Here is a 23,999-nt window from a genome sequence, read left to right as displayed (position 1 = left end):
GTTCGTCACGGAAGTCGCCTGAAGCGGCCTTGAACATTCTCGTGAAGAGTTGGACCGGCGGACAGGAGAAGGTGCACAAGTTCGGCTTGGCGGTGCGTGCCGGTCTTGTCGAAGATGTGCTGAAGGTGGGTCCTGACTGTGGTGATCGAGACGGAGAAATTCTCGGCAATCAGCTCCATCCTGTCGCCCTGTGCTAGTCGCAGGGCGACTTCCGACTCGGTGCCGGTGAGTGCGTACAACTCGCGCAATGCGGTTGTGTCCAAATCGGTTTCGCGATCCGGGTCGTCGATCACGATGAGTGCGGCGGCTCGCGCTTCGCCCAGTCCGACCGTGCCGATTCCGGCGATGTCCGCGGCGAGAGGAACTACATGAACGGCATAGTCGCAGCGCCCGGAAAGGCGAGGGCAGGAAAGTGTGCCGCCGCGAGGAACCCGGTTATCGTGTGAGTCCGTCGCGAGGTACATGAGGTCTCGGAGTTTTCGATCGGTACGAGCGAACGACGCTCCAATGGACCCATGCTGACCGAGGTGTAGGCCGTCACCGGAAGCGAGGATTGTCTCAGCTCTGGAGTTGAGCCGCATAATCCGACCATCCAGTCCGATGATCACGATACCGCGCTCGACCTGCTCGAGTGCGGTAGAGAGAGCGCATTCGCCCTGCTTGAGGTGTACGAGTTTCGCTTCGGTGTGAATCGCCTGTTGGAGGTGCGGAACCAACCGCCTGATCAGTCTGAGTCGATCAGGGGTTCCGAACGGCTCCGAGTCCCTGGATGCGGCAATCCCCAGCCACGCACTGGAATTGCCTCCGGTCAGACGGACGAACAGGCCATCGCCGAAGCGGTTGGGGCGACACCAGTCGGCATAGAACTCCGTGTTCGTGTTGGGGAGGATCAGTTCGGTCCCCGTGTGGATATGGCCGATCGGAGACTTCTCCACGGCTTCTGCCACATAGTCGAGCCGACCGTAATAGGCGTTGTACGTCGATAGCGCGGAAGGATCTTTACCTATCTGCTTTACCATCACGTCGGATTTCCGGTTGGTCGGTCCCGAGGTCAGCAGGCCGCAACCGACACCGTCGAAGGCTCGCACAAAATCGGCAAGCGTCGAATTCCAGTGTTCAGGATCGACGGCCGATGCGTAGATCGCGGCCACGAGCCGGGAGAATTCGTCAACTGTGATCATCGACCACCCCTGTGGGGTCAGGTGTGCGGCGTCGCGCGTGTCCATTCGATTATCGCGGATCTCATCTGTTTGCACGAGGACAAAGCCGACAGCGAGTGATGTGCTGGTGGTGGATCCCGAACCCGGATTCGATCACGATGCCCGACCGGGGGCGCTGACAGATCAACCTGCGACCCGAAACTCCAAGGAGATCACGATCACTCTCCTGGTCGAGTTAGTCGAAACCGCTCCGCACACTCCGAGCTAGGCAGGTTGAAATGAATAGTCCAAGTCCAGCACTATCAGGGCCACTCATGGATCAGTGCGATGTTTGCATCGTCGGCGCCGGGATCGCGGGACTGAATGCTGCAGCGGTCGCTTCACAGTATCTATCGCGCGACCACAAGATCATTCTCATCGACCGACGCCACCGGCCCGGCGGGATGTGGAGCGACACCTACCCTTACATTCGGTTGCACCAGCCCCACCCACTGTTCACCGCCGGAAACATCAAGTGGACCTTGGGCCAAGAGAGATCGTATTTGGCGACCAAGCCCGAGGTTCTCGATCACTTCACGCATTGCCTCGACGTCATCAAGAAACGCGTTCAGGTCATCGAGTACTTCGGGTGGACAGTCGATTCCCACGCCGAGTCGGCGGATGGCAATCGCATCACTGCGCAATCGGAAACAGGACAACGCCTTGCGATCGCCGCAACGCGCGTCATCAAAGCGAATGGCTTCGGGGTCAACCCAAACGAACCGCTGTCGGTATCGAGTGAACAGATCCACTCTGTATCGCCGGATTTCTTCGACATCCGAAGCGAGGAGATGCATGCAAGCGATACGCCGATCTGGATCGTCGGCGGCGGAAAAACGGCAATGGATACCGCCTACGCAGCGGTAACCGAATACCCGGGCAGGGAAGTCAACGTCATCGCCGGGGCCGGAACGTACTTCATCAACAGGGACGACATGTTTCCCAACGGTGCCCGACGATTGTGGAAGGGAACGCTACCAACCCGCATGTTCAATGAGATCGCGCTTCGATTCGATGGCACAAACGAGGACGAGGTCAGGGACTGGTTTCAGGCAACCCACGGACTGGAACCGATCCAGCCATCACGACGATTCTTCAACGGACTGCTCTCGGAATCGGAAGCCGCGACGATCTCGTCCGGACTTAACACTGTCGACATGGAGTACTTTGACGACGCGATCGACCAGCCCGACGGACTCGAAATCCTATATCGCAGTGGAGAAACGAGGCTAATACAGCCCGGGAGCTGGCTGGTGAACTGCTCGGGTTATCTTCTCCGAACTGACACTGAATACGAACCCTATATTTCGACTTACGGTACGACATTGTCGATCAATACGCGGTCAGTGACGATTGGATTCTCATCGTTCGCCAGCTACTTTCTGACCCACCTGTTGTTCCTCGGCAAGCTCGACGAGACACCACTCTACGAGCTCGATGGTGAAGATCTGGCCCGCAAGTCCAGAGAGACCTTGATCTGGACAGCACTTACGCTTGGTCAGTACAACCTCAGCCTCATCTTCGACGCCGTCCCGAACAAGGTCTTCCTGAACTGCGGTCTCAACTTCGATCGTTGGTATCCCATTCCGCGCAGGATGCTTGAAACTCTCCGATTCATGCGGACGCATCACAATGACCGGGAACACCATCGGCAGACACTTGGCGCCGTTCGTGAGCGCTTTGACGTCAGATGCGGACCACTTTGATATCCGAGCACGTCGCAGTCGCGGTTCACCGATAGAACTTCGGGCGTCAGGATGCTGCAGAAATGCTGCTCATGACGTCCTCCCAGACGTCCATGACCGCTGATTCGGTTGGGGGGCGGTTCGTATCGCTTCGAAGGCAAGGCGATCAGAGGCCGGGTCTGGTAGGTGGTGTGGGAGCTGGACCCGTGGGTGTCGAACACCGTGCTCGGCGACCACCTCGCGCAACGCGTCGTCGATGTCCTTTGCCATCCGGGTGGCGTCGCCGCAGACGTACACGTGGGCGCCCTTTTCTAGCCAGGCAAACAACTCCCGGCCCTGCTCGCGCATACGAGTCTGGACGTAGATCTTCTCGGACTGATCACGCGAGAGGGCCAGATCCAGGCGCGTCAGTACGCCGTCGCGGGTCAGTCCGTTCAGTTCGTCCTCGTAGATGAAGTCACTCGACTGATGCTGATCACCGAACAAGTACTCGAACAGCGCCCGTACTGCGGGGGAGATGCCGCCTGCCTGGGAAAACGACACCTGGTTGCCCGGCAATGGTTCGTCTGGGCAGATATGACGGCATGTATCCGTCAGGGCAGGACCTCGCTGCTTCGCTGAAGCGGCACCCGAATGGGATCAGATTACTGAGTGAAGCCTTAGTCAAGCTTCATCGATATGAAATTCATCGTTGCAGTTCAGAGGGTTGCTTTGTAGGTCAGTGAGTAGGCGATCTTGCCCGGCTTCTCATCCGAGTACGGCTTCGACAGCTTGGCGAACTCGCCCTTCGACTCCGCCTTCCCGTCATTCCAGGCGGTCAGTACGCCAAGATCGGTGGCGGTGAAACCGCTGTCGACGACGGCATTACCGGGCAATGTGGTCTGAGCCTGTGACACAGCCTTGACGGTGCTGAGGTAGCTGGTGAGATCGTTGTTGTTCCAGCCGCTCAGATCGACCGGCGAGGCGTCGCGAACCCAGGCACCCCAGTAGAACTCCTGGAACGGGATCGAGCCGGGCGCAAAGCCGATGTCGCGGGCGAAGTACAGAAGGCTGCGGTACTTGTCGTCGGCGAAGTTGGCCAGGCCGACGCCCTTAGGCAATGACTGCACCGAAACCTGGTTGCCGTCGACGTCGCGCGTCCACACCCACTTGTTCTTCTCCATCTCGGCCCAGAATGCCGACTCGCTCAGGTTGCTGAGGTTGCCGAGCACTCGCAGTCGAACGTGCATGTCAGGGCCGCCGTCCGGCGTTTCGTAGAACGACGTGAGGGTGTGGTGTCCGTCGGTGAGATAGAGCTCGCCGCGTGGCCCGACCACAACTGTCTTCATGGGCGCGATGCTCTCGGCGGTTTCCGAGCCGACCGGTTGTGCGCAGGTGAAGGATGCCGGATCCTTCAGTGATGATGTCTCCGAGGCTGTTTCGGCCTCAATTTGACCGTTGGCTTCGCACCAGTCGTCGAACTTCTTGTTGATCTCGTCTTTGCCGAGTGTGTATCGACCGAGTTTGTAGTACACCTCGTCGTATCCGAGGGAAGGCTGCGTGGCGTGTACGTCGCCGATGCGTACGTCGAGAAGGTCACCTTCCTGCGCACACAGGTACTCCGAACCGCCGGCCGAGCCGGAGAATGAACCAGTCGAGATACCGCCACACGCGAGCGGAGCGGCGACGGCGGGTGTGCCGGCCAATGTTCCGGCGCCGAGAAGCGCCAGCGTAGTGAGAGCCGAGATAGCGGAACGACGCATGTAGGGAAGTCTCCTGAGGATGTGGTCACACGTGAAGAAGCTTGCGTCACAATCGCTCAGGGGTGTTTCGTGCATACTGCCAACAGACGACTGCACGGTGGCCGCGACGTGAATTCACGTAGCGACCACCGCGCGGTCTGCTGGTGAGTGATCAGCTCTTGTAGTTGTAGAAGCCCTCGCCGACTGCGACGCCGAGCTTGCCTTCGTCGATGTAGTTCTTCTTGATGTAGTCAGCGAATTCGCGCTGCTTCTCGCCGCCCTGGGAGGAAATGTTGTAGACGGTGGTCAGCCCGACGACATCCATGATCTGGAAGGGCCCGAACGGGGCCCCGGTGCCGATACGCCAAGTCTTGTCGACCATGTCGGGATCGGCAATGCCGTCGATCAGTAGGTCGGAGGCAGCATTGAGGAGCGGGACCAGGAGGGAGTTGAGTACGTAACCTGCCTTCTCCTTCTTGAGCTCGATCGGCACCATGCCGATGTTCTTCGCGAACTCGACAACCTCTCGGTACACGGCGGGGTCGGTGGACTCGGTGCCCATGACCTCGGCAGTGTTGTTGACCCACACGTGATTTGCGAAGTGCAGAGCCAGGAACTTGTCGGGGCGACCAGTGAACTCCTTGAGATCGCTCGGCAGGAGCGTCGAGGAGTTGGTCGCAAACACCGTGTGTTCCGGAGCTACTGCAGCGAGCTTCTCGTACGTATCGCGCTTGATGCCGATGTCTTCGGGAATCGCCTCGATGACCAGATCGGCCTTGGCCACGGCTTCGGCGAGATCGTGCGAGTACGTAATACGTTGCAGCGCTTCGTCAGCCTTGCCTTCGGCAGCGCCCTTGACGTTCTCCGCCTTGTAGGCGGCGGCCAACGATGCAAACCGGGCCTTGGCCTTGTCGATGACCTCCGCGTTGATGTCGTACGCGACCACGTCGAATCCGTGGTACGCGGTCTGATAGGCGATCTGCGAGCCGAGAACCCCGGTACCCAGAACGGTGATCTGCTTCAGTTCAGACATTGTGATCCTCAATCCTTTTCGGTGGGTAGTCCGGCAAGCGTCAATCGGACCTGTGCGGCAACGATGTTCGTGAGTTCGTCAGCCGTGATCCGGTCCAATGCCGCGCGGGCTATCTCGAAGTGCAGCACGTTCGAAATTGTTCGAGCTGCGGTGGTGGTGTGGGCGGTGTGGTCGGGATGAGCCTCGGCCAAGATCGCTGCAATCCGCGCTTGTAGGCGCTGCGACAGTTCCAGGCCTTCGGCCCGGAAACATTCGGTTGGCTCGCCGAACAACACTTCTCGTTGATAGATGCCGGTGTTCTCGTCGTTTCGGCGGCTGGCGATCAGCAGCGGTGAAACAAGCTCGAGTACACGGGTTTCCGTGTCCGTCGACTTGGCTTCACGTTCTTCTCCCAGTTCGATCTGCTTCCGGAACTCCGCGTTGTAGACCATGAGCAGTAGCTCGGCTTTGCTTGCGGCGTAACGGAAGAGGGTGCCGCCGGCTACATCGGCGCGGTCGGCGATTTCTTGTGTTGTGACCGCGCTGTAGCCCTTTTCTGCGAACAGTTCGGCTGCGGCTTCAAAGATGCGTGTCTGTTTCTCGAGCTTGTTGCGTTCGCGACGACCCAACTCGTGGTCTGGCTTCGTCATCCCGCTCACCTCGTTTCATTTCGGATCACGCTCATAAATGAGTCTACTCCGAAATGTTTCGAGTGGTTGTCTACCTCGTCACATCACTGCAGGCCGGCAACCCATCGCGCAAAGATGTCGCTGAAAACATCGTCCTCACACGCGTGCGCGGTGTCCGGGAAAGCGCAGTCCGGGAATCCCGAGACAATGTCGGTCAAGTCCACCCCGCAACATTGCGCCAGAAGTCCACGCAGCAGATCGGCCACCGACCACTTTTCGGCAGCGGAGGCCAGGACACCTTCGTCCTCGTAGATGTTCACGAGATCGCCGTGATGCCAGGACATCTCCTCTGCGACTAGGGCATCGGGGTTGAATTCCATCGCGCGGTCGAGTGCTTCGCGCAGCATGGAGTGCGGATCTTCCTGTCCACGAAGGAGAATCGCGATATCGGCCGGTGCTTTCTGCATGATGAACATCCAGGGTTTGCCGTCTGGAAAGGTTCCGCCGAATCCGGCGACGTGAAACGGCAGATGGCTACTCAGGAAGTCGGCTTCGACGTCGACGTGTTGATCGTCGCCGAGGTGAATGAAGTGACCCGACGCGATCTCTTCACTCTTCGCTTCGTCGGCCCACGTGTTGTTCCACAGATCCGTCATCCGACTGCCGTCGGGGAAATCGAGAAGTTCGAACAGGAATCCCATGGCTACGCCTCCCCGTCGAAATGCGAGCTCGTCCGACCACTGAGTCGGCTAACCGATTGAGCTGAGGTAGCGAGCACGACTCTGCTTGTCTCGAAGCCCATTTCATCGCGTTCGGAGTCCGATCCGGTCGCGTCTCCGGCAAGCGAGAATTCGAGTTCGACGCGCTGATCGGTGCTGGAGCGGACGGAGATCGTCAAGCCGAGGGTCTCGTCACTGAAAGTTGGCAGTGACAGCTCCGGGTGGAAGTCGGCCGCGGCGTGGAAGAAGAATGTCGACAGCCGTTCCACGAACCCGTCGTCGGCACGTCGGCTGAGGTACTGGTTGTATTCGTCGGGGCTGAGCAATCCTACGTCGAACACCAGGATCGGGGCCGCTGTGTCGAGCACCCGAGCCGGAACAGCGTGGCTGCGTAGGAAAACCGCGGCACCGCCGTAGCCGGGTAAGCGAAAACCTTCACGCATGTGGTGTGCTCCCGTCGATGCGATGTCCTACACACGGTAGGCCACCGGGCCGACAAGTGCTTTAGCTGTGCTCGTCATGGGCAGGCTGGTGTCACCAATTTGTAGATCTGCTCGGCTTGAGTCTGCGTCGCTTCCGTGCCGTCGTTCGCGGCGAGATCCCGGATCTCCTTGGTGACCTCTTGCTCGGTCGCACCGTCGGCGATGGCGTTGCACGAGCTGAACACAATTTCCTGGATGCTTTCGTCGTCGCGATCCTGAGAGAGATCCGCGTAGGCGGTGCGGAAAGCCACAACAAATGCTGCCAGTTTTGCCTGGTCGATCATTCCCAGATCGGCGGTGGAGGTGACGGAGCTGATTTGAACGGTCGTAGATTCGGCAGTGTTGCTGGTTCTGGTTGCCGTCTCTGTGTTTGTGTCGTCATTGCCGCAGGCGGGCAGGGACACGAGGGCGCCCGCGACGATGAGTGCTGCGATCATTCGTTTCATGAGTTCTCCACCCGTCGGCCGTTCTCGCTGCATATCCCGCACATGGGAGAGCGAAACATGCCGCCTGACGGGTCGTCGAATTATTCTGGTGGACAATGTTTTTGGAAAGTCGATGTTCGCCGACGGGTGCTCGGATGGCAGGATCGATCCATGAGTGCTTACTTGTTTCCTCCGGTTGATCCGTACGAATCAGGGATGCTCGACACCTCGGACGGGCAAACCTTGTACTGGGAGAGCGTCGGGATATCTACGGGTGTTCCGGTTCTGTATCTCCACGGTGGGCCGGGTTCGGGATGCACGCTCGGCGCCAGACGATTCTTCGATCCCGATATTTTCCGCGCAGTCCTGTTCGATCAACGTGGTTGTGGGCGTAGCCGCCCGCTGGCGGACGGGCCCGACGTCGATCTCACGGTGAACACAACGGCCAACATCCTCGACGATATCGAGCGCCTGCGCGAGTATCTCGGTATCGAACGATGGATCGTCACCGGTCTTTCCTGGGGCGTCAGTTTGGGGCTGGTGTACGCGCAGGCCTTTCCCGAGCGTGTGATCGCGATGGTGTTGGGTGCGATCACCGGTGGCACCAACACCGAAATCGAGTGGATCACCCGCGCCATGGGCAGAGTGTTCCCTCGCGAGTGGGAGGAGTTCATCGAGCCGGTGCCGATGGATGAACGTGACGGAAACCTTCCGGCGGCGTACGCGCGGTTGCTTGCGGATCCGAATCCTGTTGTGCAGGAAAATGCTGCGCTTCAGTGGTGCCGGTGGGAAGACGTACATGTATCGCTGATGCCAGGGTGGACTCCGAGTAAGCGATACGAAAATCCGGACTTCCGGCGGGTGTTCACCCGATTGGTGACGCACTTCTGGAGCCACGATTGCTTCCTCGTGCCCAATCAGATCATGGACGGAATGCATCGTCTCGCAGAGATACCGGCGATCCTCGTACACGGGCGATACGACGTCTCCGGCCCGCTCGACACTGCCTGGGCGATTCACAAAAGCTGGCCGGGTAGTGAATTGGTAGTGCGAGGCGACGCCGGTCACGGTGGCGGTGGATTCAACGAGGCAATAGTGGAAGCGCTGAATGCGGTTGGCCGCTCCGCGTAGGGCACGTCATTTCCGGGCAGGTAATTTCCACTGAAGCCCGCTCGGGCAATAGTGTTCTCGGTTGTGGTGCTCAGTACGCGTTTCCCCGGTAGTAAGACCTTCGCGAAGGTTCGCGTTCTACCGCCAGTTGTGAAGCTGCTGCTTCTGTCGATGGTGTTGTTCAACATCGGGTTCTACCTCGTTGTGCCCTTTCTCGCGGTACATCTCTCGGAAGATCTTGGCTTTGCGGCATGGATTGTCGGCCTGGTTCTCGGGCTACGCATGTTCAGTCAGCAGGGCATGTTCTTCATCGGCGGAAGCCTCGCCGACCGATTCGGTAAGCGTCCGATCATTCTGTTGGGCATCGCCGTTCGAGTAGTCGGTTTTTTGATGCTCGGATTGGCCGAGAGTATGGCCGCCGTGATTGTCGGAGTACTCCTGGTGGGATTTGCCGCTGCGCTCTTTGCTCCGGCGGTGGAGTCGGCCAACGCTGAATACGGTCGCGAACTCGAGTCCTCGGGCATCATGCGTCGTACCGATTTGTTTGCAGTGGAACAGATGTGCAGCCGACTGGGAACTGTGATCGGTCCGGCGCTCGGTGCTGCTCTGCTGGTGTTTCCGTTCTCGTGGACGGCGTCGGCGGCAGCCCTGTTGTTCGTGATTATGTGGGTGGGGTTCTTCGTCTGGTTTCCCCGTCCGGGCGACGCGCACGAGGGTCCGGTGTCGACTTATACGCTGCGCGACGTGTGGCGAAGTGTGTTGACCAACAATAGCTTCCTGATCTTCGCCACCCTGTGCAGCTTTCAGTTGGTTGCCTACAGCCAGCTGTACCTGATGCTTCCCGAACAACTCGAGCGCGGAATCGGGTCCCAGTCTGCGCTCGGTTGGTTTTACGTGGGCGCGGCGGTACTGGTGATAGTGGGGCAGGGGCCGACAGTTGCAGTGGCTCACCGCATTGGTCATCGCCGAGCGATCGCCTTCGGGCTGGTGCTGATTTCCGGTTCGTTCCTGGTGCCACTGGCTACCGGTGTGAGTACCGAGGCGTCGGCGTCGACGCAGATAGTCGGGCTGGCGCTCTGGATCGGACTGCTCCACTTGGGTCAGATGCTGATGGTGCCACCGATGCGCGACACCATCGCGATCCTCGGCCGTGAAAGCAATCTCGGGGCGCACTTCGGCATGCTCAACACGATCGGAGGGCTGCTTGCGCTGCTGGGAACGGTGGGAGTCGGCTTTGTGTACGACCTCGTCGACAACGGCCACGCAGCGCCGGCGTCACCGTGGGTGATCGTTTCGGTCTGTGTGGCCGTGTCAGCTGTGGCGTTGTGGGTGTGGTCAGGTCGAACGAAGGCTATCGAGCCGCGATCGTCTGATTGATCTTCGCGACGAAGTCTTCCAGGACAAACGGAATGGTGAGTGGATTCGGCATGGACACCGCATCACTGACGATGGGGTCCAAGCTGATCAGGCCACCGGACTTCACGACGTTCAAATTGGTGAACGCAGCCTGCGTCTCCATCTCGGGGCGAGCCTTCTCGTAGTTGTCGAAGAGTAGGTAGTCGCATTCGAGAAGGTCGTAGTTCTCGGCGGAGATCTCGTAGTTCAGCTTGCCCGCAAATCGCTCCTTCAGTGCGGCAGGCGCCGTGAACCCCAACTGAGTAAGCAGCTGAGCCCGTGCGGCCTCGGGGCTGAATGCGCGCAGATTGCCGTCGCTCCACCGAATGACGAGTGCTGCTGTCTTGCCTTCGAACTGAGGGTTCTCGGCGCGAGTGCGAGTGATCAGATCCTGGACGTCCTGCACCTCTTGCTTGGCCTGTGTGGGAACGCCCACGGCAGTACCGATACGGGTTGTCACTTCCTGCCAGGGCAGAACCCAATCGGTCTGATCGGCAGCGTGCAGCACCGTGGGTGCGATTGCACTGAGCTGCTTGTACAGGTCTTCGTCGATCGCGTTGTTGACCGCGATGATCAAGTCCGGAGCCGCAGCGATAATCGTCTCGATATCGAACTCGGTGGTGGCGTTGGCCAATGGTGTCGGCTCAGCGCCCTGAACGGCCGAGTCGGCCCAGACACCGATTCCGTCGTCGGTTGAGCCCTTCCACACCGGGACCAGGACGGGCGTCAGCCCGAGGGAAAGTAGGACATCGGCGTCACCGATACCGACAGCTGCGATACGACTGGGGGCCTGCTCGATTGTGGTGGACCCGAATTTGTGATCGATCGTGACAGGGAAGGCGCCCGGTTCGGCGTGGCCGCCCTCGGCGCTCGTAGTGGACTCGTCATTCACACTGTCACCGCAGGCAGCAAGGACAAAACCTGCTGCAGTGGCGAAGGTGACCGACAACATGGCACGGCGGCTCAACATGGGATTCACAGCAATCTCGTCCTTCAATTATTGGGGTACCCTAACCATAGACGAGAAACTCCTGACAAAGCGTCGGTACCTCTCTTCTGGGATGCTTGCGCCATGAATTCGGAACATCGCCAACTCGAGTACGGACTTCGATTCGACTGGGGCCGAGCAGGTGCCGAAGCGATTGCTACTGGTGTTGACCTGGCCATTGTGGTTGATGTTCTCTCGTTCACGACGACTCTGAGCGTCGCCGCTGATGCAGGAATCGAGGTCTTTCCTTATTCCTGGTACGACGAGAGTGCGGCTGACTACGCTCGCGACGTCGACGCGGTTCTGGCTGTGCGACGGAGTGTGGCTTCTGAAGGCCAGATCAGTTTGTCTCCCAAGTCGATTCGCGATTCGGAACGTCCGCGACGGTTGGTATTGCCGTCCCCGAACGGGTCGACGATCGCGTTTGCGCTGGCGGCCATTGTTCCGGTTTGTGTGGGTGCTTCGTTGAGGAACGCATCGGCGGTAGCAGATTGGGTTGTGCACGAACATGGTTCGCGATCCCGGGTGGCGATCGTTGCATCCGGGGAGAAATGGCCCGGTGGAGAATTGCGTCCGGCAGTGGAGGATCTGTGGGGAGCGGGTGCTGTTATCGAGGCGTTGATCGAGGCCGGCTGGAACGGATCCGTATCGCCGGAGTCTCGGATGGCAGCAGATGCATGGGCGGCGGTATCGGATTCGATCGAAGACCGCCTACGGGACTGCGCCTCCGGGCGCGAGTTGATTGTTCTCGGGTTTCCGCACGACGTCGCCATCGCCTCCGAACTCGACGACAGCGACACCGTACCTGTTCTCGAAGATCGTGTGTTTCGAGCTCAGCGCACCGGGCGACGGTTGAACAAACTACGCGCCCAGAGGTAGGAGAGGAAGGTGATCGCGACGCACCACGCGACTGCGAGAATTGCGTTGTTTCCGATCGCTTCGCCGAGAAGTAGTCCCCGGAGCGTTTCGATGATCGGAGTGAACGGCTGATACTCGGCGAACCATCGTAATACGGTTGGCATCGACTCGGTCGGCACGAATCCGCTTCCGAGGAAAGGCAAGAGGATCAACACCATTGGAAGATTGCTTGCCGTCTCGACGCTCTTGCTCACAAGTCCGAAGGCAACGGACAACCAGATCATGGCAATCGACACCAAGATGAGGAGCGCAAACGTGGCGACCCATTCGACAACGCCGGCGCTCGGCCGGAAGCCGACGGCGACGGCCACCGCGATGACAACAAAGAGGCTTACTATCGTTTGAAGAAGACTGCCCAGAACGTGGCCAGTGAGGACAGAAGTGCGTGTGATTGCCATCGTGCGGAATCGTGCGATGATCCCCGCAGTCATGTCGGTGGCAACGGAGATGGCAGTACCCTGCGCCGCCGCGGCAACTGTCATCAGAATGATCGCCGGGGCAACATAATTGACGTATTCCGCCCGGCCGCCACCACCGCCGCCCGGGGTGAGGCCGTTCCCGAGTGTCCCGCCGAGAACGTAGACGAACAGCAACAGGAAGACGACCGGCATCCCGACCAGCATCACCGTCATCGACGGATATCGCACGATGTGGCGAATGCTGCGGCGCAGCATGGTTTTCGAGTCCTGGTAGGCAAGAGTTGCAGTAGTCATCGCGCGTCGGTCCTTTCGGTGGCGGTCAGCGTCAGGAAGACGTCGTCCAGGTCCGGTGTGTGGACGGAGAGTTCCTTGACATCGATCGAGTGAGCGTCGAGTTGGTCGAGAACAGAGCGCAGTGACCTGACCCCGCCGTCGCTGGGAACTTGCAGAACATAGGCAGCCTCGTCACGCGAGGAGTGGTCGAGAATATCTGCAGCAGAGTCGAGTTGGTCTCGGTCTGCGAAATGCAGGCGAATATGTCCGCCTGGGATGTGTCGTTTGAGTTCTGCAGCGGTTCCTTCGGCCACGATCCGGCCGTGGTCGAGTACGGCGATGTGGTCGGCCAGTTGGTCGGCTTCCTCGAGGTACTGCGTTGTGAGGAAGATGGTGACGCCGCCACTCACCAACTCGCGGATGATCTGCCACATCGAGCGTCGACTCCGAGGATCGAGGCCGGTGGTGGGCTCGTCCAGGAAGATGATCTCCGGCCGGCCGATCAATGTCATTGCAAGATCGAGCTTTCGGCGCATTCCACCCGAGTATGTCGATGCGAGCTTTCCGGCGGAGTCGACTAGATCGAACTTCTTCAGGAGATCGTCCGTGCGAGTGCGGCGTTCGTCTTTGCTCAGGTGATGAAGGTCGGCCATGAGGAGAAGGTTCTCCTCGCCGCTGAGATAGTCGTCCACCGCCGAGAATTGTCCGGTGACACCGATGCGCGCACGCACCGCGTCTGGATCGTCGGATGGGTTGTACCCCGCGATGCGGATGTTGCCGCCGTCCGCGGGAACAAGGGTCGAAAGGATTTCCACGATGGTGGTCTTGCCGGCGCCGTTGGGGCCGAGAAGCGCAAAGACGGTGCCACTGTCGACGGAAATGTCGATTCCGTCCAGTACCGTTTTGTCGGAGTAAGACTTTGTCAGGCCCGTTGCGGTGATAGCTGGTTTGCGGGTCATCAGCGTTCCTTTCGCTAGATTTTTGGAGGCTCCGAACGTCGAATGACGATGTCGCCGTAGCTGGTATGTGCGCGGACATCCACCCTGCGCTCGGTCGATGCCGGTCCGTGTGTGGTGTTCATCTGGTTGTCGACGCGGCCGAAGGAGGTATGGGCGTCGAATCGAGCGGCGGTTCCGGATCGAACGCCGATATGAATCTTCCCGGCAGCGGTTTTCGCGGAGACAACTCCACTCTCGATGCTGTCGAAGCGAATGTCCCCGTTGGCTGTTGCGGCAGTGGCATCAGATTCGGCGTGCTCCACGATAACGTCGCCGTTTGCCGTTTTTGCCTTGAGCGTGCCCGTAATCGCGCCGATGTTGTTGTCGCCATTGGAGTTCTTGATGACCGCGTTGCCGTCGATGCGGCGTATGCGGATGGTTCCTGATCCGGTGCTTGCATCGAGGTCGCCCACGACGTGCTCGACGGTGATTGTGCCTGCGCCGGTGCTGATGTCGAGTGGTCCGGTGGTGTCGAGTGCGCATTCCCCACTCGAGAGTTTCACGCGAGATCTTCCCAGTGTGCCGGTGGCGTGGAGGCTTGCGACTGCCGCGGTGCCCTCGAGTTCCGAGCCGGAGGGAAGTTGAACGGAGACGTCGACAGATCCGGTTTTGCCGAAGATGCCGAGTCCACGCTGTTTCGGCGTCTTGATCTGGAGTCGTCCACCAGCGAATTCGACGCGAGTCTGTTCGGCGACGCGTATGTCGGCGTCGTGAGATGAGTTGGTGGGCAGTACTTCCACGATGGTGTCGTCACGGTCGCTTGCGCTGATCCGGATATGTCCGACAGTTACGTCGATGCTCGCGATGATGGGGTCCGGTGTGCTGAATACAGGCATGGTGATACTCCCGATGATGTTGTCTTCGGTTGCTGAAAGGGGTTGGTGCGAGAAGAGAGTCTGGTGTCAGTGCACCCAGCCGGTGAAGCTCTCGGAACCTCGGGATGGTCGTTGCCTCGGCGTGTTTCGGCTCGGATTGCCTTCCAGTGCGGCCGCAGCCGAGCGGACCAGCCACGCGTTGACCGATATCCCGGCTTCTCGAGCAGCTGCCTCCACCCGGTCCTTGAGTTCTTGACCCAGTCGCAGGTTTATCCGAGTCATCGCCGCGTCATCGGACTCCGTGATGGCGCGTGGAACTGGCATCGGTTGCTCTTCGACGTCTGCCGGAGTCGGTTCGCTGAGGGCGGGTGTCACAACGAACTCTGGCTCGCGGCCCCGGAGGCGGAGATCCACCGAGCCTGGTGCGAGGTCGCGAGTGATTTCTGCTGCCGCCGCGGACAACGCGTCGAGGAGAGTGAGTCGCACTGCTGATTCCAGCGGTGCGGTCAAACGTTCGGCGAGTGCCTTTGCGTCTTCTCCGCCGGCTTCGGCAGCCACCGCGAGTTCGTGGCGAAGGTTGTCGACGTACGGTGTCAAGTCCATGGCACCACTATGGCACCACTTTGATGCCATGGCAATAGGTACGTGGCACAAATTGTGATGCGTCAGGACATCGCAGGCACTTTTTCGGACTTTTCCGACTGATTTCGAATAGCTGTTCTATTCGAACAGGATTTCGATTACGGTGGGGGAATGTTCGATCCGGGGGTGGGAAGTTTCGGTATCTCAGCGCAGCTGAGTGGTACCGAAACCGATTGCGCCCTCGTCGATTTGATGGCCGAGCTGCATTCATGTGAAGCGATGTTGGTCGAGCGGAAACTGGCCGTGGTGGCGGAGTTCTTCACCCGCCGCAGCGCCGAGCATGTCGAGGGCGGTACGTGGACGTCGTCGGCGCACGAGCTCGCCGAATCCGAGGTCGGCGCAGTCCTGACGATGGGACGGGCTGCGGCCGGGAAGCTCATCGGGTTGGGGTTTGCGTTGAAGACGCGGTTGCATCGCACGCGGGCGGCGATGTCCCGCGGCGAACTCGATTTCTACCGTGTCTCGTTGATCGAGTCCGCGACCGCGAATGTCGGTGACGAGCTGATCGACGAGGTCGAACGCTTGTTGCTCGAGCAGGTGTTGGCTCCACCGGTGGACGGTGGGACGGGGTTGACGGGTCGCCGGTTGACGGCGGCGATCGACCGGATCGTCGCCCGGGTCGATCCGGAGGGGATGCGAGAACGACGCCGCCGCGCCCTCGCCGATCGGTTCGTGGGGGTCAGCGCCGCCGAGGACGGCATGGCCCGCATCCTGGGCAGCATCCCGGCGGAGCAGGCCCGCGCCTTCGACGGCCGGTTGCGGGAGTTGGCGATGTCGGTGTGTCGCCGTGATTCCCGTACGTATGAGCAGCGGCGCGCGGATGCGTTGGGCGCTTTGGTGAGTGGTTCGACGGTGTTGGTGTGCGACTGCGACCGCGGTGATTGCCTGCAGGACCGCAGTGGTTTGGTGATCATGCGCCGGCCGTTGGTACATGTCGTAGTACACGATTCCACCCTGAGTCCAGGATCGAACGAACCTGCACATCTCGACGGCTTTGGCGTGATCAGCGCCGAGCATGCCCGCGACATCGTGAAAGACGCAGACGTTCGGGAAGTACGGGTACCGGCAGATGCTGAACCTGAACCGACACCTGCGCCCGCTTCGGCGTTGGTCTACCGCCCCGGCGCGGCACTCGATACGTGGCTGCGGGTCATCGCGGGCAGCTGCCAATGGCCGCACTGCGATGTCCCGGCCTGGAACTGCGACCTCGACCACAACGATCCGTTCAACCACACCAACCCCGCGAAGGGTGGGAAGACGGTCGCGTCGAATCTGAGCGCGTTCTGCCGCAACCACCACCGCCTCAAGCACTCCGGGAAGTGGAGGCTCCACCCGAACCCGGATCGGAGCATCACCCTGACCTCGCAGACCGGCCATTGCTACCGCACCAGAGCCGCCGGACTACTCGCCGGAATGCAGGAACCACCGCCACCGGAAGGCGGCAAACCGCGACGAACACGACTCGAGAACAAAGCCGCCCACATCCGAAGTGAACGCAAACATCGCCGCGTCAAGATTCAAAACCGGGCGGCGAAGAATGCGGAACGCAAACGGCGGCAAACCTTCCCGATCTCCACACCCCGAAAGCGCGTGCCCCACAAAACCGTCGACTACGGCAACGACCCGCCACCATTCTGAATCAAGCTATGGGAATTCTCAGCCGCCGACTCTGTCTCGGCAAGACAACAACAAGAGAACAATTGGAAGATGGATCCCATGGCGCACGTACAACGTTTCGACCACATCGGTATTACCGTCGCGGACCTCGACTCCGCAACGGCGTTCTTCGTCGGACTGGGTCTAGAGCTAGAGGGCACCGGGTCCGTGGAGGGTGAATTCGTGGAGACCGTCTGCGGCATCCCCGGCGCGCACTGTCAGATCGCAATGCTGCGGCCACCGGGCGAAGGATCCCGGCTGGAGCTCTCGTCCTTCGTTACGCCCGATCACGTGCCCGGATCGCCAACGGCGATGGCCAACGAGCTTGGGCTGCGCAATGTGTCCTTCGAGGTCGGCGACCTCCAGGCGGCCGTCGACGCGGTGGCTGCGGACGGGTACGGGCTCATCGGCGGTATCGGTGAGTACGAGAACAGCGTGCGGATGGCCTACGTGCGTGGGCCAGAAGGGATCATCGTGTCCCTGTTCGAGCAGATCGGCTGACTGGCATGCGCCTGACCCACATAGTGCGGACATAACCTCTCGTTCAGCGATTGGATTCCGAGCGAGCTGGCACACTCGTCAGGGTGAGTCCTGCCGAACCGAACCGTCGACGTCGAATCCTGATCTGGATTGCCGGGGTACTCGGCATCGTTGTTGTGGTCGGTGCCGTCGTTGTGGCATTCGCACCCTCGCGTTACTTGCCGTGGAATACTGCCGATTTCCCGGAAGTTGATGCGAGCAGACTCTCCTCGGATCAAGTGCGCGTACTCGAATTACTGCAGTCCGAGCATGAGCAGGACCGTCCAGGCACCTTCTACTCCGAGGGAATTGACGAGGAATGGTGCGCTGATTTTGTCAGCTGGATCATGCGAGAAGCCGGACGCCCGCTCTCCAATCCGAACTCCGGAAGTTGGCGTATTCCAGGTGTTTACACCCTCCAGGAGTATTACCAGGGCATTGACGCCTACGCCGAGAACGACGGCAGTTACACACCTGAAATCGGCGACGTCGTGATCTACGACAGTTCACGATGGTCCGGTCAGCACACCAATATTGTTGTATCCGTCGACGGAGACAAGGCAATTACCGTAGGTGGCAACGAGTTCGGGAAGGTTCGAGTACACGATTTGGATTGGGTATCCGATTCTGCGGTCGTTGGTTTCGGTCTCTTTACCCCCGATTCAACCTCGTAGTAGGGGTAGGGCTGAGATTCGTCTGCCGCCGCGCTGGCGTATTCGCCGTATTTATTGGCGCTGGTGGGAGCTGTTTTCCCATTCCCGACGCAAGTTCCTAAGGCTAACCTAATTAACATGACGCGACTTCTTTCTCCGACCACCACCGATCGTGACTACTGGGCGATCGTGAACAACCTGACCCGACGCGGATTCTTCGGCGTCGGAGCAGGCGTTGCCGCGACTGCATTTCTAGCCGCTTGCAGCAGTTCAGAGGGTGCGACGACCGAAAACGCGGAGACCTTCGAGTTCACGCGCGGCGACGAGAAGCTGATCATTCCGACGGACCCGCAGAATGTGGTTGCTCTCGATCCGCGAGACGGCCTCGAACTCTCGATCCTCGCCGGATACCCGGTGACCGCCTACCCCGCCGGCGCCGCTGAACATCTCCGTCGTGAAGTTCCTGGTGCCACAGGCGTCGAGATCTTCGCCGAAGGTGCTTCGGATCCCAACTTCGAGTACATCTCGACCCTCGGTGCAGACCTTCTGGTCCTCAGTGCCGGGTGGTGGGACACCGGGTCGTACGGCAACGACCGGATGCAGCAGATCGCACCAGTCCTGCCCGTCGGCAAGGACTTCACCCCGGAGTGGCGAAAGGTCATGTCGGACTTCCTCACCGGCATCGGGCGCAGCGATCGCGCCGAAGAAGTACTCGCCGAGTACGACGCCCATGTGGCTCAGGTCCGCCCTACCGTCGAACCGCTGATGGCCGGCAAGAAGGTTGCCTTCGTTGCCGCCGCAGAGGATCAGATCGCGTGGTTCCAGAACGATTTCCGCACCGCCGTCGCCGAGGACCTGGGGTTCGAGGTGCTCCGTGAGGGCCCCGACCTTCGCGTGATGCTCGGGTCGGAGCAGTTCAACCGTCTCGAAGAAGCTGACGTCATCTTCGCCTTGGATCGCAGCGCCTCCGGCAGCGTGTACACCTCGCCCACATGGCAGCGACTGCCCGCCGCACAGGCCGGTCGAGTGATTCCCTTCGACTACTACAAGGCCGCGGGATACGCCTTGACCGCCAAGGTGCTGGTCGACGACTTGGCGGCAGGGGTCAAGCGCTAGAACTACCTTTTCAGCAGGGCGCGGATCGCGTCGACCACGTCGGTGGGCGCCTCCTCTGCCATGAAGTGACCTGCGGACAGCGTGCGGTGCTCGAGATCGGGCGCCCACGCTTTCCACATGGCCTCGGCGTCGTAGCCGAGCATCGAACCCCAGTCCTGCTGGATGGCGGTGACCGGCATACGCAGCTGGTGGCCTGAATCGCGATCAGCCTGATCGTGTTCGACGTCTATGCCTGCCGACGCGCGGTAATCGGCAACGATCGACGGCACCGCCCCCCTCGAGGCCCGCAGGTACTCCGCTCGCACGTCGGCCGGAATTGCTTCGCGATCAGTCGTCCAGACGTCGAGAAAATACTCGAAGAACGCGTCGGCGCTGGCGCTGATCATCTGTTCGGGGAGGCCAGGTGGCTGAGCCATCAAGTAGAGATGGAATGCCACGGCCGCATTCGATCCATGCAGGATGTCCCACATATCCAAGGTGGGCAGCACGTCCAGTGAACCGAGGTGTGTGATCACATCCGGATGATCCAGCCCGGCTCTGATGGCAACCAATGCACCTCGATCGTGACCGACGAGAGCGAATCTCTCGTGTCCCAGATTCTGCGCCACCTCGACGACGTCGGCAGCCATTGTTCTTTTGGAGTAGGTGTCGGGGCTTTTCTCGACAGGCTTGTCGCTGGCTCCGTATCCGCGGAGATCCGGGCAGATGACGGTGTGATCCGACGCCAATTCGGTGGCCACGTGACGCCACATGAGGTGGGTCTGAGGAAAGCCGTGAAGAAGGACGAGCGGTGCGCCGCTTCCGCCGATCGCGAGGTTGAGCCGCACGCCGTCGTGGGTGGAAATCTGCTGGTAGGCGAAGCCTGGGATGGTGATCGTCATCGGTCGCTCTCGTTTGTCGGGGTGATGGCAATCAGCATCGCCGCATTCGATGAGCATTCGATGAGCGCGATAGCGTGGGGACATGCGAGACCACACAGTTGGAAGCCCGGTTTTCGGAGTGCTGGGTCCGGTGGTCGCATGGAATAACTCGGGAGACCTGATCGATCTGAAGGGTCCACGACACCGAGCTGTCCTCGCTCGCCTGATCGTTGCCCGCGGCCGTGTGGTTCCGGTGGACGTGATTGTCGACGATCTCTGGGTCGATCTTCCGGCCGGAGCGACCAGCGCACTACGTACGTTCGTCTCGGCGCTGCGACGTGCGCTCGAACCCGGTCGTCCGCCTCGAACGGAGCCGAAAGTTATTGTGACGGAAGGGCGCGGCTATGCCATTCAGGCCGCACCCGAAGCGGTCGATGCCTGGAAATTCGAGAGTCTGGTGCGGGAAGCCGCAGATTCATCGCCAGCGCAAACACTCGAACTGCTCCGAACCGCCCTCGAGTTGTGGCGAGGGCCGGCATACGCGGAGTTCACCGAAGAACCCTGGGCTCGATCGGAGCGATCCCGCTTGGAGGAACTGCGTCTGACAGCCGTCGAACGCTTGGCCTCTGCCCAACTGGATCTCGGGCAGACCACGGAAGCGATTCCCGATCTGGATGCCCATGTGACGGAACACCCTTGGCGAGAAGATGGTTGGCGACTGCTAGCTCTTGCGCTGTACCGCTCGGACCGTCAGGGCGACGCCCTGGCTGTCCTGCGTCGCGCACGAAAGTTACTCGCCGAGGAACTCGGCATCGACCCTGGTCCGCGACTGACCGACCTCGAGTCCGACATACTTCGACGAGAGGGGCATCTGGATACTGGAGCGGCAGAGCAGATCTTCAGTCAGGTGTCTGCAGCGTACGACCGAACCGTATCGGCGGGATCGAAGTCGAGATTGGAGTCCACTGTCGGCCTGCTCCGAAGTTTGGCAGTTGCCGGCGGAAGCGGACTGGAGACTGCTCGAAACCAGCGACTGGCAATCATCAGTGCCGCTGAACAATTGGACGACGTCGAACTCACCGCACGGATTATCGGTAATTACGACGTGCCTGCCATCTGGACGCGATCCGACGATCCGGGGCAGGCTGCTCAGATCGTCGAGGCCGCTCAGCGCACCATCGATCGACTTCCTGACGGGAACGACCTCGCTCGGGCAAGACTCTTGGCGACAATCGCACTCGAATCACGCGGACTTGCCGGCGACCCCGGACTCGAACCTGCCCGCGCTGCCGTTCAGATCGCCCGCTCCCTCGACGACCCCGGACTTCTTGCCTTCACACTCAACGGGTTGTTCATACAGAGTTTCTGGCGAACTGGTCTGGCTCCAGAGCGCGACGCCATCGGGGGCGAACTGATAACGATCTCCGCTCGGCACGATCTGGCCACCTTCGAAATTCTCGGGCATCTGGTGCGTATGCAAGCTCTCGGTGCACTCGGGCAATTCGATGCCGCCGAACAACATGCCGACGCAGTGGATCGATTGGCCGGACGTCACGAGCGTCCGTTGGCAGCGGTATTCACCACCTGGTTCCGCGCGATGCGAATTGCCGCCACAGGCGCGGACGTGTCGCACTGCGAGGAGCTGTACGAAGCCGCGGCGGTCTGTCTTCCCGGTTCCGGCATGCCCGGCCTCGAGGACGGAATTCTCCCGCTGGCAATTCTCGCACTCCGAGTCTGGCACGGCGTGCCGGCGGCCTTCGACGCCGATACGAACTGGGGCCAGTACGAGCCCTGGGCTCGGCCACATCTGCTTCTCGCGCAGGGGAAAGTGAACGAGGCCGCAGAAGCGGTGCGCGCGTTGCCCAACCCGCCGAACGACCTACTTTCCGAAGCGCTGTGGTGCCTTATCGCAGCAGCTTCCGTCGCGGTCGGTGACCGTCAGGTCATGGAACGAGCGCGGGCTGCTCTTATGTCTGCTGAAGACGAAATTGCCGGTGCGGGCAGTGGAATGCTCACTGTCGGCCGGGTCTCGGACCATCTTGCGGGGCTTAACGAGCACACCTGAGGTCCCGGTCGGTGATCGCCGCAGACGGGATTCATCCGCGATGGGTGATGTCTTCCCTAAATGGGTACTCGAGACTTAGAGAGGGAAGTGCTTTCTCGTCGAAAGGAACGCTGATGACTGCTCCACCACGAGAACCCGCCGAACACCCTGTCAAGCAGGGGTTCGCGGTCGGTACGACGTTCGCGGCGGCGATTCTGCTGCTGACAGCCGGCATCGTTGCCCTGCTGCAGGGGATCGCTGCTGTCGCCGACAACAATCTGTTTGTCGTCGGAATCAACTACACCTACAAGTTCGATATCTCGACGTGGGGTTGGATCCACATAGTTCTGGGCATCATCGGAATTGTGGTCTCCCTTGGCCTCTTCACGGGTGCGGTGTGGGCAAGAGCGTCGGCAATCGTGATTGCGTCACTCTCCATCATCGCGAACTTCTTGTGGCTCCCGTACTACCCGATGTGGTCGATCCTGGTGATTGCGCTTGACATCGTGGTCATTTGGGCAGTCGCAACGTGGGATACCGCGTAGATCATCGCGTCAGAAACTGTGGCCCCGGCTGATTCCCCCAGTCGGGGCCACAGTCATGTGAATGTCGATCAGTCTGGGAGTCTGCGTAATTCGGCGACGGTCAGTCCCAGCGAATCGAGCCGTGCCATGATGCTCCGCATGGCGCTGTGATCGGCAACGGGACCGTACAGGCTGGTGTAGCCACCGGCGGTTGGTGCCACACTCAATTCGGGGAATGCGGCCTTCACGCGATCCGACACTTCGCCGTCGATGAGAAATTGGTAGCGAATGGGAGCAGTCATCGTTTCTCTCTCCCATCACACGTGTTGCGCATCGATTTAGTCTGTACCCATTTATTTTTACGTTGCCGCGCGGTGAATACGTCATCCCCTTCGGGTGAATGCCGGACATGCGGCCACGACGTCTCATCGGGACAGCATCCTCTTCCAGGGTTCTCGCTGGTGTTCATCCTTTTTGTGTGAGGTCGAATCCGACTGTTTTCCCTAGTCTCTAGCGGGAGAGAGAAGAGGCCGAAATGGGTTCTGTCATCGGAGATCTGTTGCCACTCGCGTTGGGAGTGGCAATCTCGCCGATTCCGATCATCGCGGCCATCCTGATGCTCCTGTCCAAGCGAGCAGGAAGTACCAGCATCGGTTTTGCCTTGGGTTGGTTACTCGGAATCGTTGTTGCAACAGTAATATTCGTTCTGCTGTCGAATCAATTGGAGAAATCCTCCGATTCTTCGGCCGGCGTTTCGTGGATCAAGATCGCCTTGGGTGTTCTCCTGCTTGCATTCGGCGCAAAGCAGTGGCGCGGACGCGGCGGTGAACATGAGACTCCCAAATGGATGCAGGCCATTGACGACATGACGGCAGCCAAGGGATTCGGCCTCGGATTCGCACTGGCCGCCGTCAACCCCAAAAATCTGATGATGTGTATCGCCGCAGGTGTCTCGATCGGTGCTGCATCGTTGCCGACCGGGCAGGTAGTCATCGCCGTCGCGGTTTTCACCGTCATCGCGGCATCGACTGTCTGTCTACCCGTGATCGGGTATCTGATCGCGGCGGATCGTTTGCGCACCCCGTTGGCAGAGTTGAAGGTCTGGCTGCAGGCGAACAACGCGACAGTGATGAGCGTGCTGATCCTGGTCATCGGAGTTGTGCTGATCGGCAAGGGAATCGGCGGATTCTAACCGAG

25 protein-coding genes and 1 pseudogene are annotated in these 23,999 nt (G+C 60.2%); 11 read left to right on the top strand and 15 right to left on the bottom strand.

The genetic code is table 11. The annotated features are described in order from the left end of the window. Positions 1-5 precede the first annotated feature (5 nt). The gene (locus RG2_RS22805; protein WP_072782692.1) at positions 6-1,181 is read right to left on the bottom strand and encodes a helix-turn-helix transcriptional regulator; all 1,176 of its coding nucleotides are present in this window, start codon (positions 1,179-1,181) and stop codon (positions 6-8) included. Between the two features lie 293 nt (positions 1,182-1,474). Between RG2_RS22805 and RG2_RS22800 the strand changes: the two genes are divergently transcribed. Further along, positions 1,475-2,905 carry an FAD-dependent oxidoreductase gene (locus RG2_RS22800; RefSeq protein WP_139278896.1) on the top strand — a complete coding sequence of 477 codons (1,431 nt, stop codon included), beginning with the start codon at positions 1,475-1,477 and terminating at the stop codon, positions 2,903-2,905. 198 nt (positions 2,906-3,103) lie between these two features. On the opposite strand, the pseudogene RG2_RS22795 reads toward RG2_RS22800, so the two are convergent. From RG2_RS22795 to RG2_RS22765, 7 genes and pseudogenes are all read right to left on the bottom strand, one after another. Then, positions 3,104-3,367, bottom strand: a pseudogene (locus RG2_RS22795) (sulfite reductase subunit alpha); the annotation flags it as partial. Between the two features lie 215 nt (positions 3,368-3,582). Next, the gene (locus RG2_RS22790; RefSeq protein ID WP_033233727.1) at positions 3,583-4,626 is read right to left on the bottom strand and encodes a ParB/Srx family N-terminal domain-containing protein; all 1,044 of its coding nucleotides are present in this window, start codon (positions 4,624-4,626) and stop codon (positions 3,583-3,585) included. 151 nt (positions 4,627-4,777) lie between these two features. Next, a complete protein-coding gene (locus tag RG2_RS22785; RefSeq protein WP_033233726.1) occupies positions 4,778-5,638 on the bottom strand; it encodes a 3-hydroxyacyl-CoA dehydrogenase in 861 nt (286 codons plus the stop codon). A gap of 8 nt (positions 5,639-5,646) precedes the next feature. After that, positions 5,647-6,267: a TetR/AcrR family transcriptional regulator gene (locus tag RG2_RS22780; RefSeq protein ID WP_033233725.1), complete on the bottom strand. Its 621-nt coding sequence runs from the start codon at positions 6,265-6,267 to the stop codon at positions 5,647-5,649. 83 nt (positions 6,268-6,350) lie between these two features. Beyond that, on the bottom strand, positions 6,351-6,947 hold the full coding sequence (locus RG2_RS22775; protein ID WP_033233724.1) for a hypothetical protein: 597 nt from the start codon (positions 6,945-6,947) through the stop codon (positions 6,351-6,353). Positions 6,948-6,949: 2 nt separating this feature from the next. Next, positions 6,950-7,408, bottom strand: coding sequence for a hypothetical protein (locus RG2_RS22770; RefSeq protein WP_033233723.1), 459 nt, complete (start codon positions 7,406-7,408; stop codon positions 6,950-6,952). A 74-nt stretch (positions 7,409-7,482) separates the two neighbouring features. Then, positions 7,483-7,893 carry a hypothetical protein gene (locus RG2_RS22765; protein ID WP_033233722.1) on the bottom strand — a complete coding sequence of 137 codons (411 nt, stop codon included), beginning with the start codon at positions 7,891-7,893 and terminating at the stop codon, positions 7,483-7,485. A 150-nt stretch (positions 7,894-8,043) separates the two neighbouring features. Between RG2_RS22765 and pip the strand changes: the two genes are divergently transcribed. Then, positions 8,044-9,003: a prolyl aminopeptidase gene (pip, locus tag RG2_RS22760; protein WP_033233888.1), complete on the top strand. Its 960-nt coding sequence runs from the start codon at positions 8,044-8,046 to the stop codon at positions 9,001-9,003. Between the two features lie 63 nt (positions 9,004-9,066). Further along, a complete protein-coding gene (locus RG2_RS22755; protein WP_033233887.1) occupies positions 9,067-10,359 on the top strand; it encodes an MFS transporter in 1,293 nt (430 codons plus the stop codon). Here the strand turns inward: RG2_RS22755 and RG2_RS22750 are convergent. Beyond that, entirely contained in the window at positions 10,334-11,347 is a 1,014-nt protein-coding gene (locus RG2_RS22750; RefSeq protein WP_230590106.1) for an ABC transporter substrate-binding protein, read from the bottom strand. The two genes, RG2_RS22755 and RG2_RS22750, sit on opposite strands and share 26 nt — an antisense overlap. A gap of 102 nt (positions 11,348-11,449) precedes the next feature. Here RG2_RS22750 and RG2_RS22745 point away from each other — a divergent pair, with 102 nt between their 5' ends. Next, positions 11,450-12,244: a 2-phosphosulfolactate phosphatase gene (locus RG2_RS22745; RefSeq protein ID WP_033233720.1), complete on the top strand. Its 795-nt coding sequence runs from the start codon at positions 11,450-11,452 to the stop codon at positions 12,242-12,244. On the opposite strand, the gene RG2_RS22740 is transcribed toward RG2_RS22745, so the two are convergent. From RG2_RS22740 to RG2_RS22725, 4 genes are all read right to left on the bottom strand, one after another. Continuing rightward, positions 12,199-12,996, bottom strand: coding sequence for an ABC transporter permease (locus RG2_RS22740; RefSeq protein WP_033233719.1), 798 nt, complete (start codon positions 12,994-12,996; stop codon positions 12,199-12,201). The genes RG2_RS22745 and RG2_RS22740 overlap by 46 nt on opposite strands. Then, a complete protein-coding gene (locus RG2_RS22735; RefSeq protein WP_033233718.1) occupies positions 12,993-13,934 on the bottom strand; it encodes a daunorubicin resistance protein DrrA family ABC transporter ATP-binding protein in 942 nt (313 codons plus the stop codon). Before RG2_RS22735 ends, RG2_RS22740 begins: the two co-directional genes overlap by 4 nt. A gap of 14 nt (positions 13,935-13,948) precedes the next feature. Further along, entirely contained in the window at positions 13,949-14,809 is an 861-nt protein-coding gene (locus RG2_RS22730) for a DUF4097 family beta strand repeat-containing protein (RefSeq protein WP_033233717.1), read from the bottom strand. 66 nt (positions 14,810-14,875) lie between these two features. Beyond that, positions 14,876-15,391 (bottom strand): toxin-antitoxin system HicB family antitoxin, encoded by a 516-nt coding sequence (locus tag RG2_RS22725; RefSeq protein ID WP_033233716.1) that lies wholly within the window; start codon positions 15,389-15,391, stop codon positions 14,876-14,878. A gap of 150 nt (positions 15,392-15,541) precedes the next feature. Between RG2_RS22725 and RG2_RS22720 the strand changes: the two genes are divergently transcribed. The 4 genes from RG2_RS22720 to RG2_RS22705 all read left to right on the top strand — a co-directional run bounded on the left by RG2_RS22720 (position 15,542) and on the right by RG2_RS22705 (position 19,374). Next, entirely contained in the window at positions 15,542-17,068 is a 1,527-nt protein-coding gene (locus RG2_RS22720; protein WP_072782674.1) for an HNH endonuclease signature motif containing protein, read from the top strand. A 78-nt stretch (positions 17,069-17,146) separates the two neighbouring features. Beyond that, complete coding sequence (locus tag RG2_RS22715) at positions 17,147-17,587, top strand: VOC family protein (protein WP_033233714.1); 441 nt, start codon at positions 17,147-17,149, stop codon at positions 17,585-17,587. A gap of 83 nt (positions 17,588-17,670) precedes the next feature. Continuing rightward, a complete protein-coding gene (locus RG2_RS22710) occupies positions 17,671-18,279 on the top strand; it encodes a CHAP domain-containing protein (RefSeq protein ID WP_033233713.1) in 609 nt (202 codons plus the stop codon). A gap of 117 nt (positions 18,280-18,396) precedes the next feature. Further along, positions 18,397-19,374: an ABC transporter substrate-binding protein gene (locus RG2_RS22705; protein ID WP_033233712.1), complete on the top strand. Its 978-nt coding sequence runs from the start codon at positions 18,397-18,399 to the stop codon at positions 19,372-19,374. A 2-nt stretch (positions 19,375-19,376) separates the two neighbouring features. Here RG2_RS22705 and RG2_RS22700 read toward each other — a convergent pair whose 3' ends face one another. After that, on the bottom strand, positions 19,377-20,255 hold the full coding sequence (locus RG2_RS22700; protein WP_033233886.1) for an alpha/beta fold hydrolase: 879 nt from the start codon (positions 20,253-20,255) through the stop codon (positions 19,377-19,379). An 82-nt stretch (positions 20,256-20,337) separates the two neighbouring features. Here RG2_RS22700 and RG2_RS22695 point away from each other — a divergent pair, with 82 nt between their 5' ends. Then, positions 20,338-22,299, top strand: coding sequence for an AfsR/SARP family transcriptional regulator (locus tag RG2_RS22695; protein WP_033233711.1), 1,962 nt, complete (start codon positions 20,338-20,340; stop codon positions 22,297-22,299). Positions 22,300-22,412: 113 nt separating this feature from the next. Further along, positions 22,413-22,823 (top strand): DUF7144 family membrane protein, encoded by a 411-nt coding sequence (locus tag RG2_RS22690; protein WP_033233710.1) that lies wholly within the window; start codon positions 22,413-22,415, stop codon positions 22,821-22,823. 68 nt (positions 22,824-22,891) lie between these two features. Here RG2_RS22690 and RG2_RS22685 read toward each other — a convergent pair whose 3' ends face one another. Continuing rightward, positions 22,892-23,104 (bottom strand): DUF8691 family protein, encoded by a 213-nt coding sequence (locus RG2_RS22685; RefSeq protein ID WP_033233709.1) that lies wholly within the window; start codon positions 23,102-23,104, stop codon positions 22,892-22,894. Between the two features lie 233 nt (positions 23,105-23,337). Here RG2_RS22685 and RG2_RS22680 point away from each other — a divergent pair, with 233 nt between their 5' ends. Beyond that, on the top strand, positions 23,338-23,994 hold the full coding sequence (locus RG2_RS22680) for a GAP family protein (protein WP_033233708.1): 657 nt from the start codon (positions 23,338-23,340) through the stop codon (positions 23,992-23,994). Positions 23,995-23,999: the final 5 nt, after the last annotated feature.

The organism is Rhodococcus globerulus NBRC 14531, assembly GCF_001894805.1.
Lineage (GTDB): Bacteria > Actinomycetota > Actinomycetes > Mycobacteriales > Mycobacteriaceae > Rhodococcus_F > Rhodococcus_F globerula.
The sequence above is the reverse complement of the archived record's forward strand: the minus strand, read 5'-3'. Positions and strand labels throughout refer to the sequence as shown.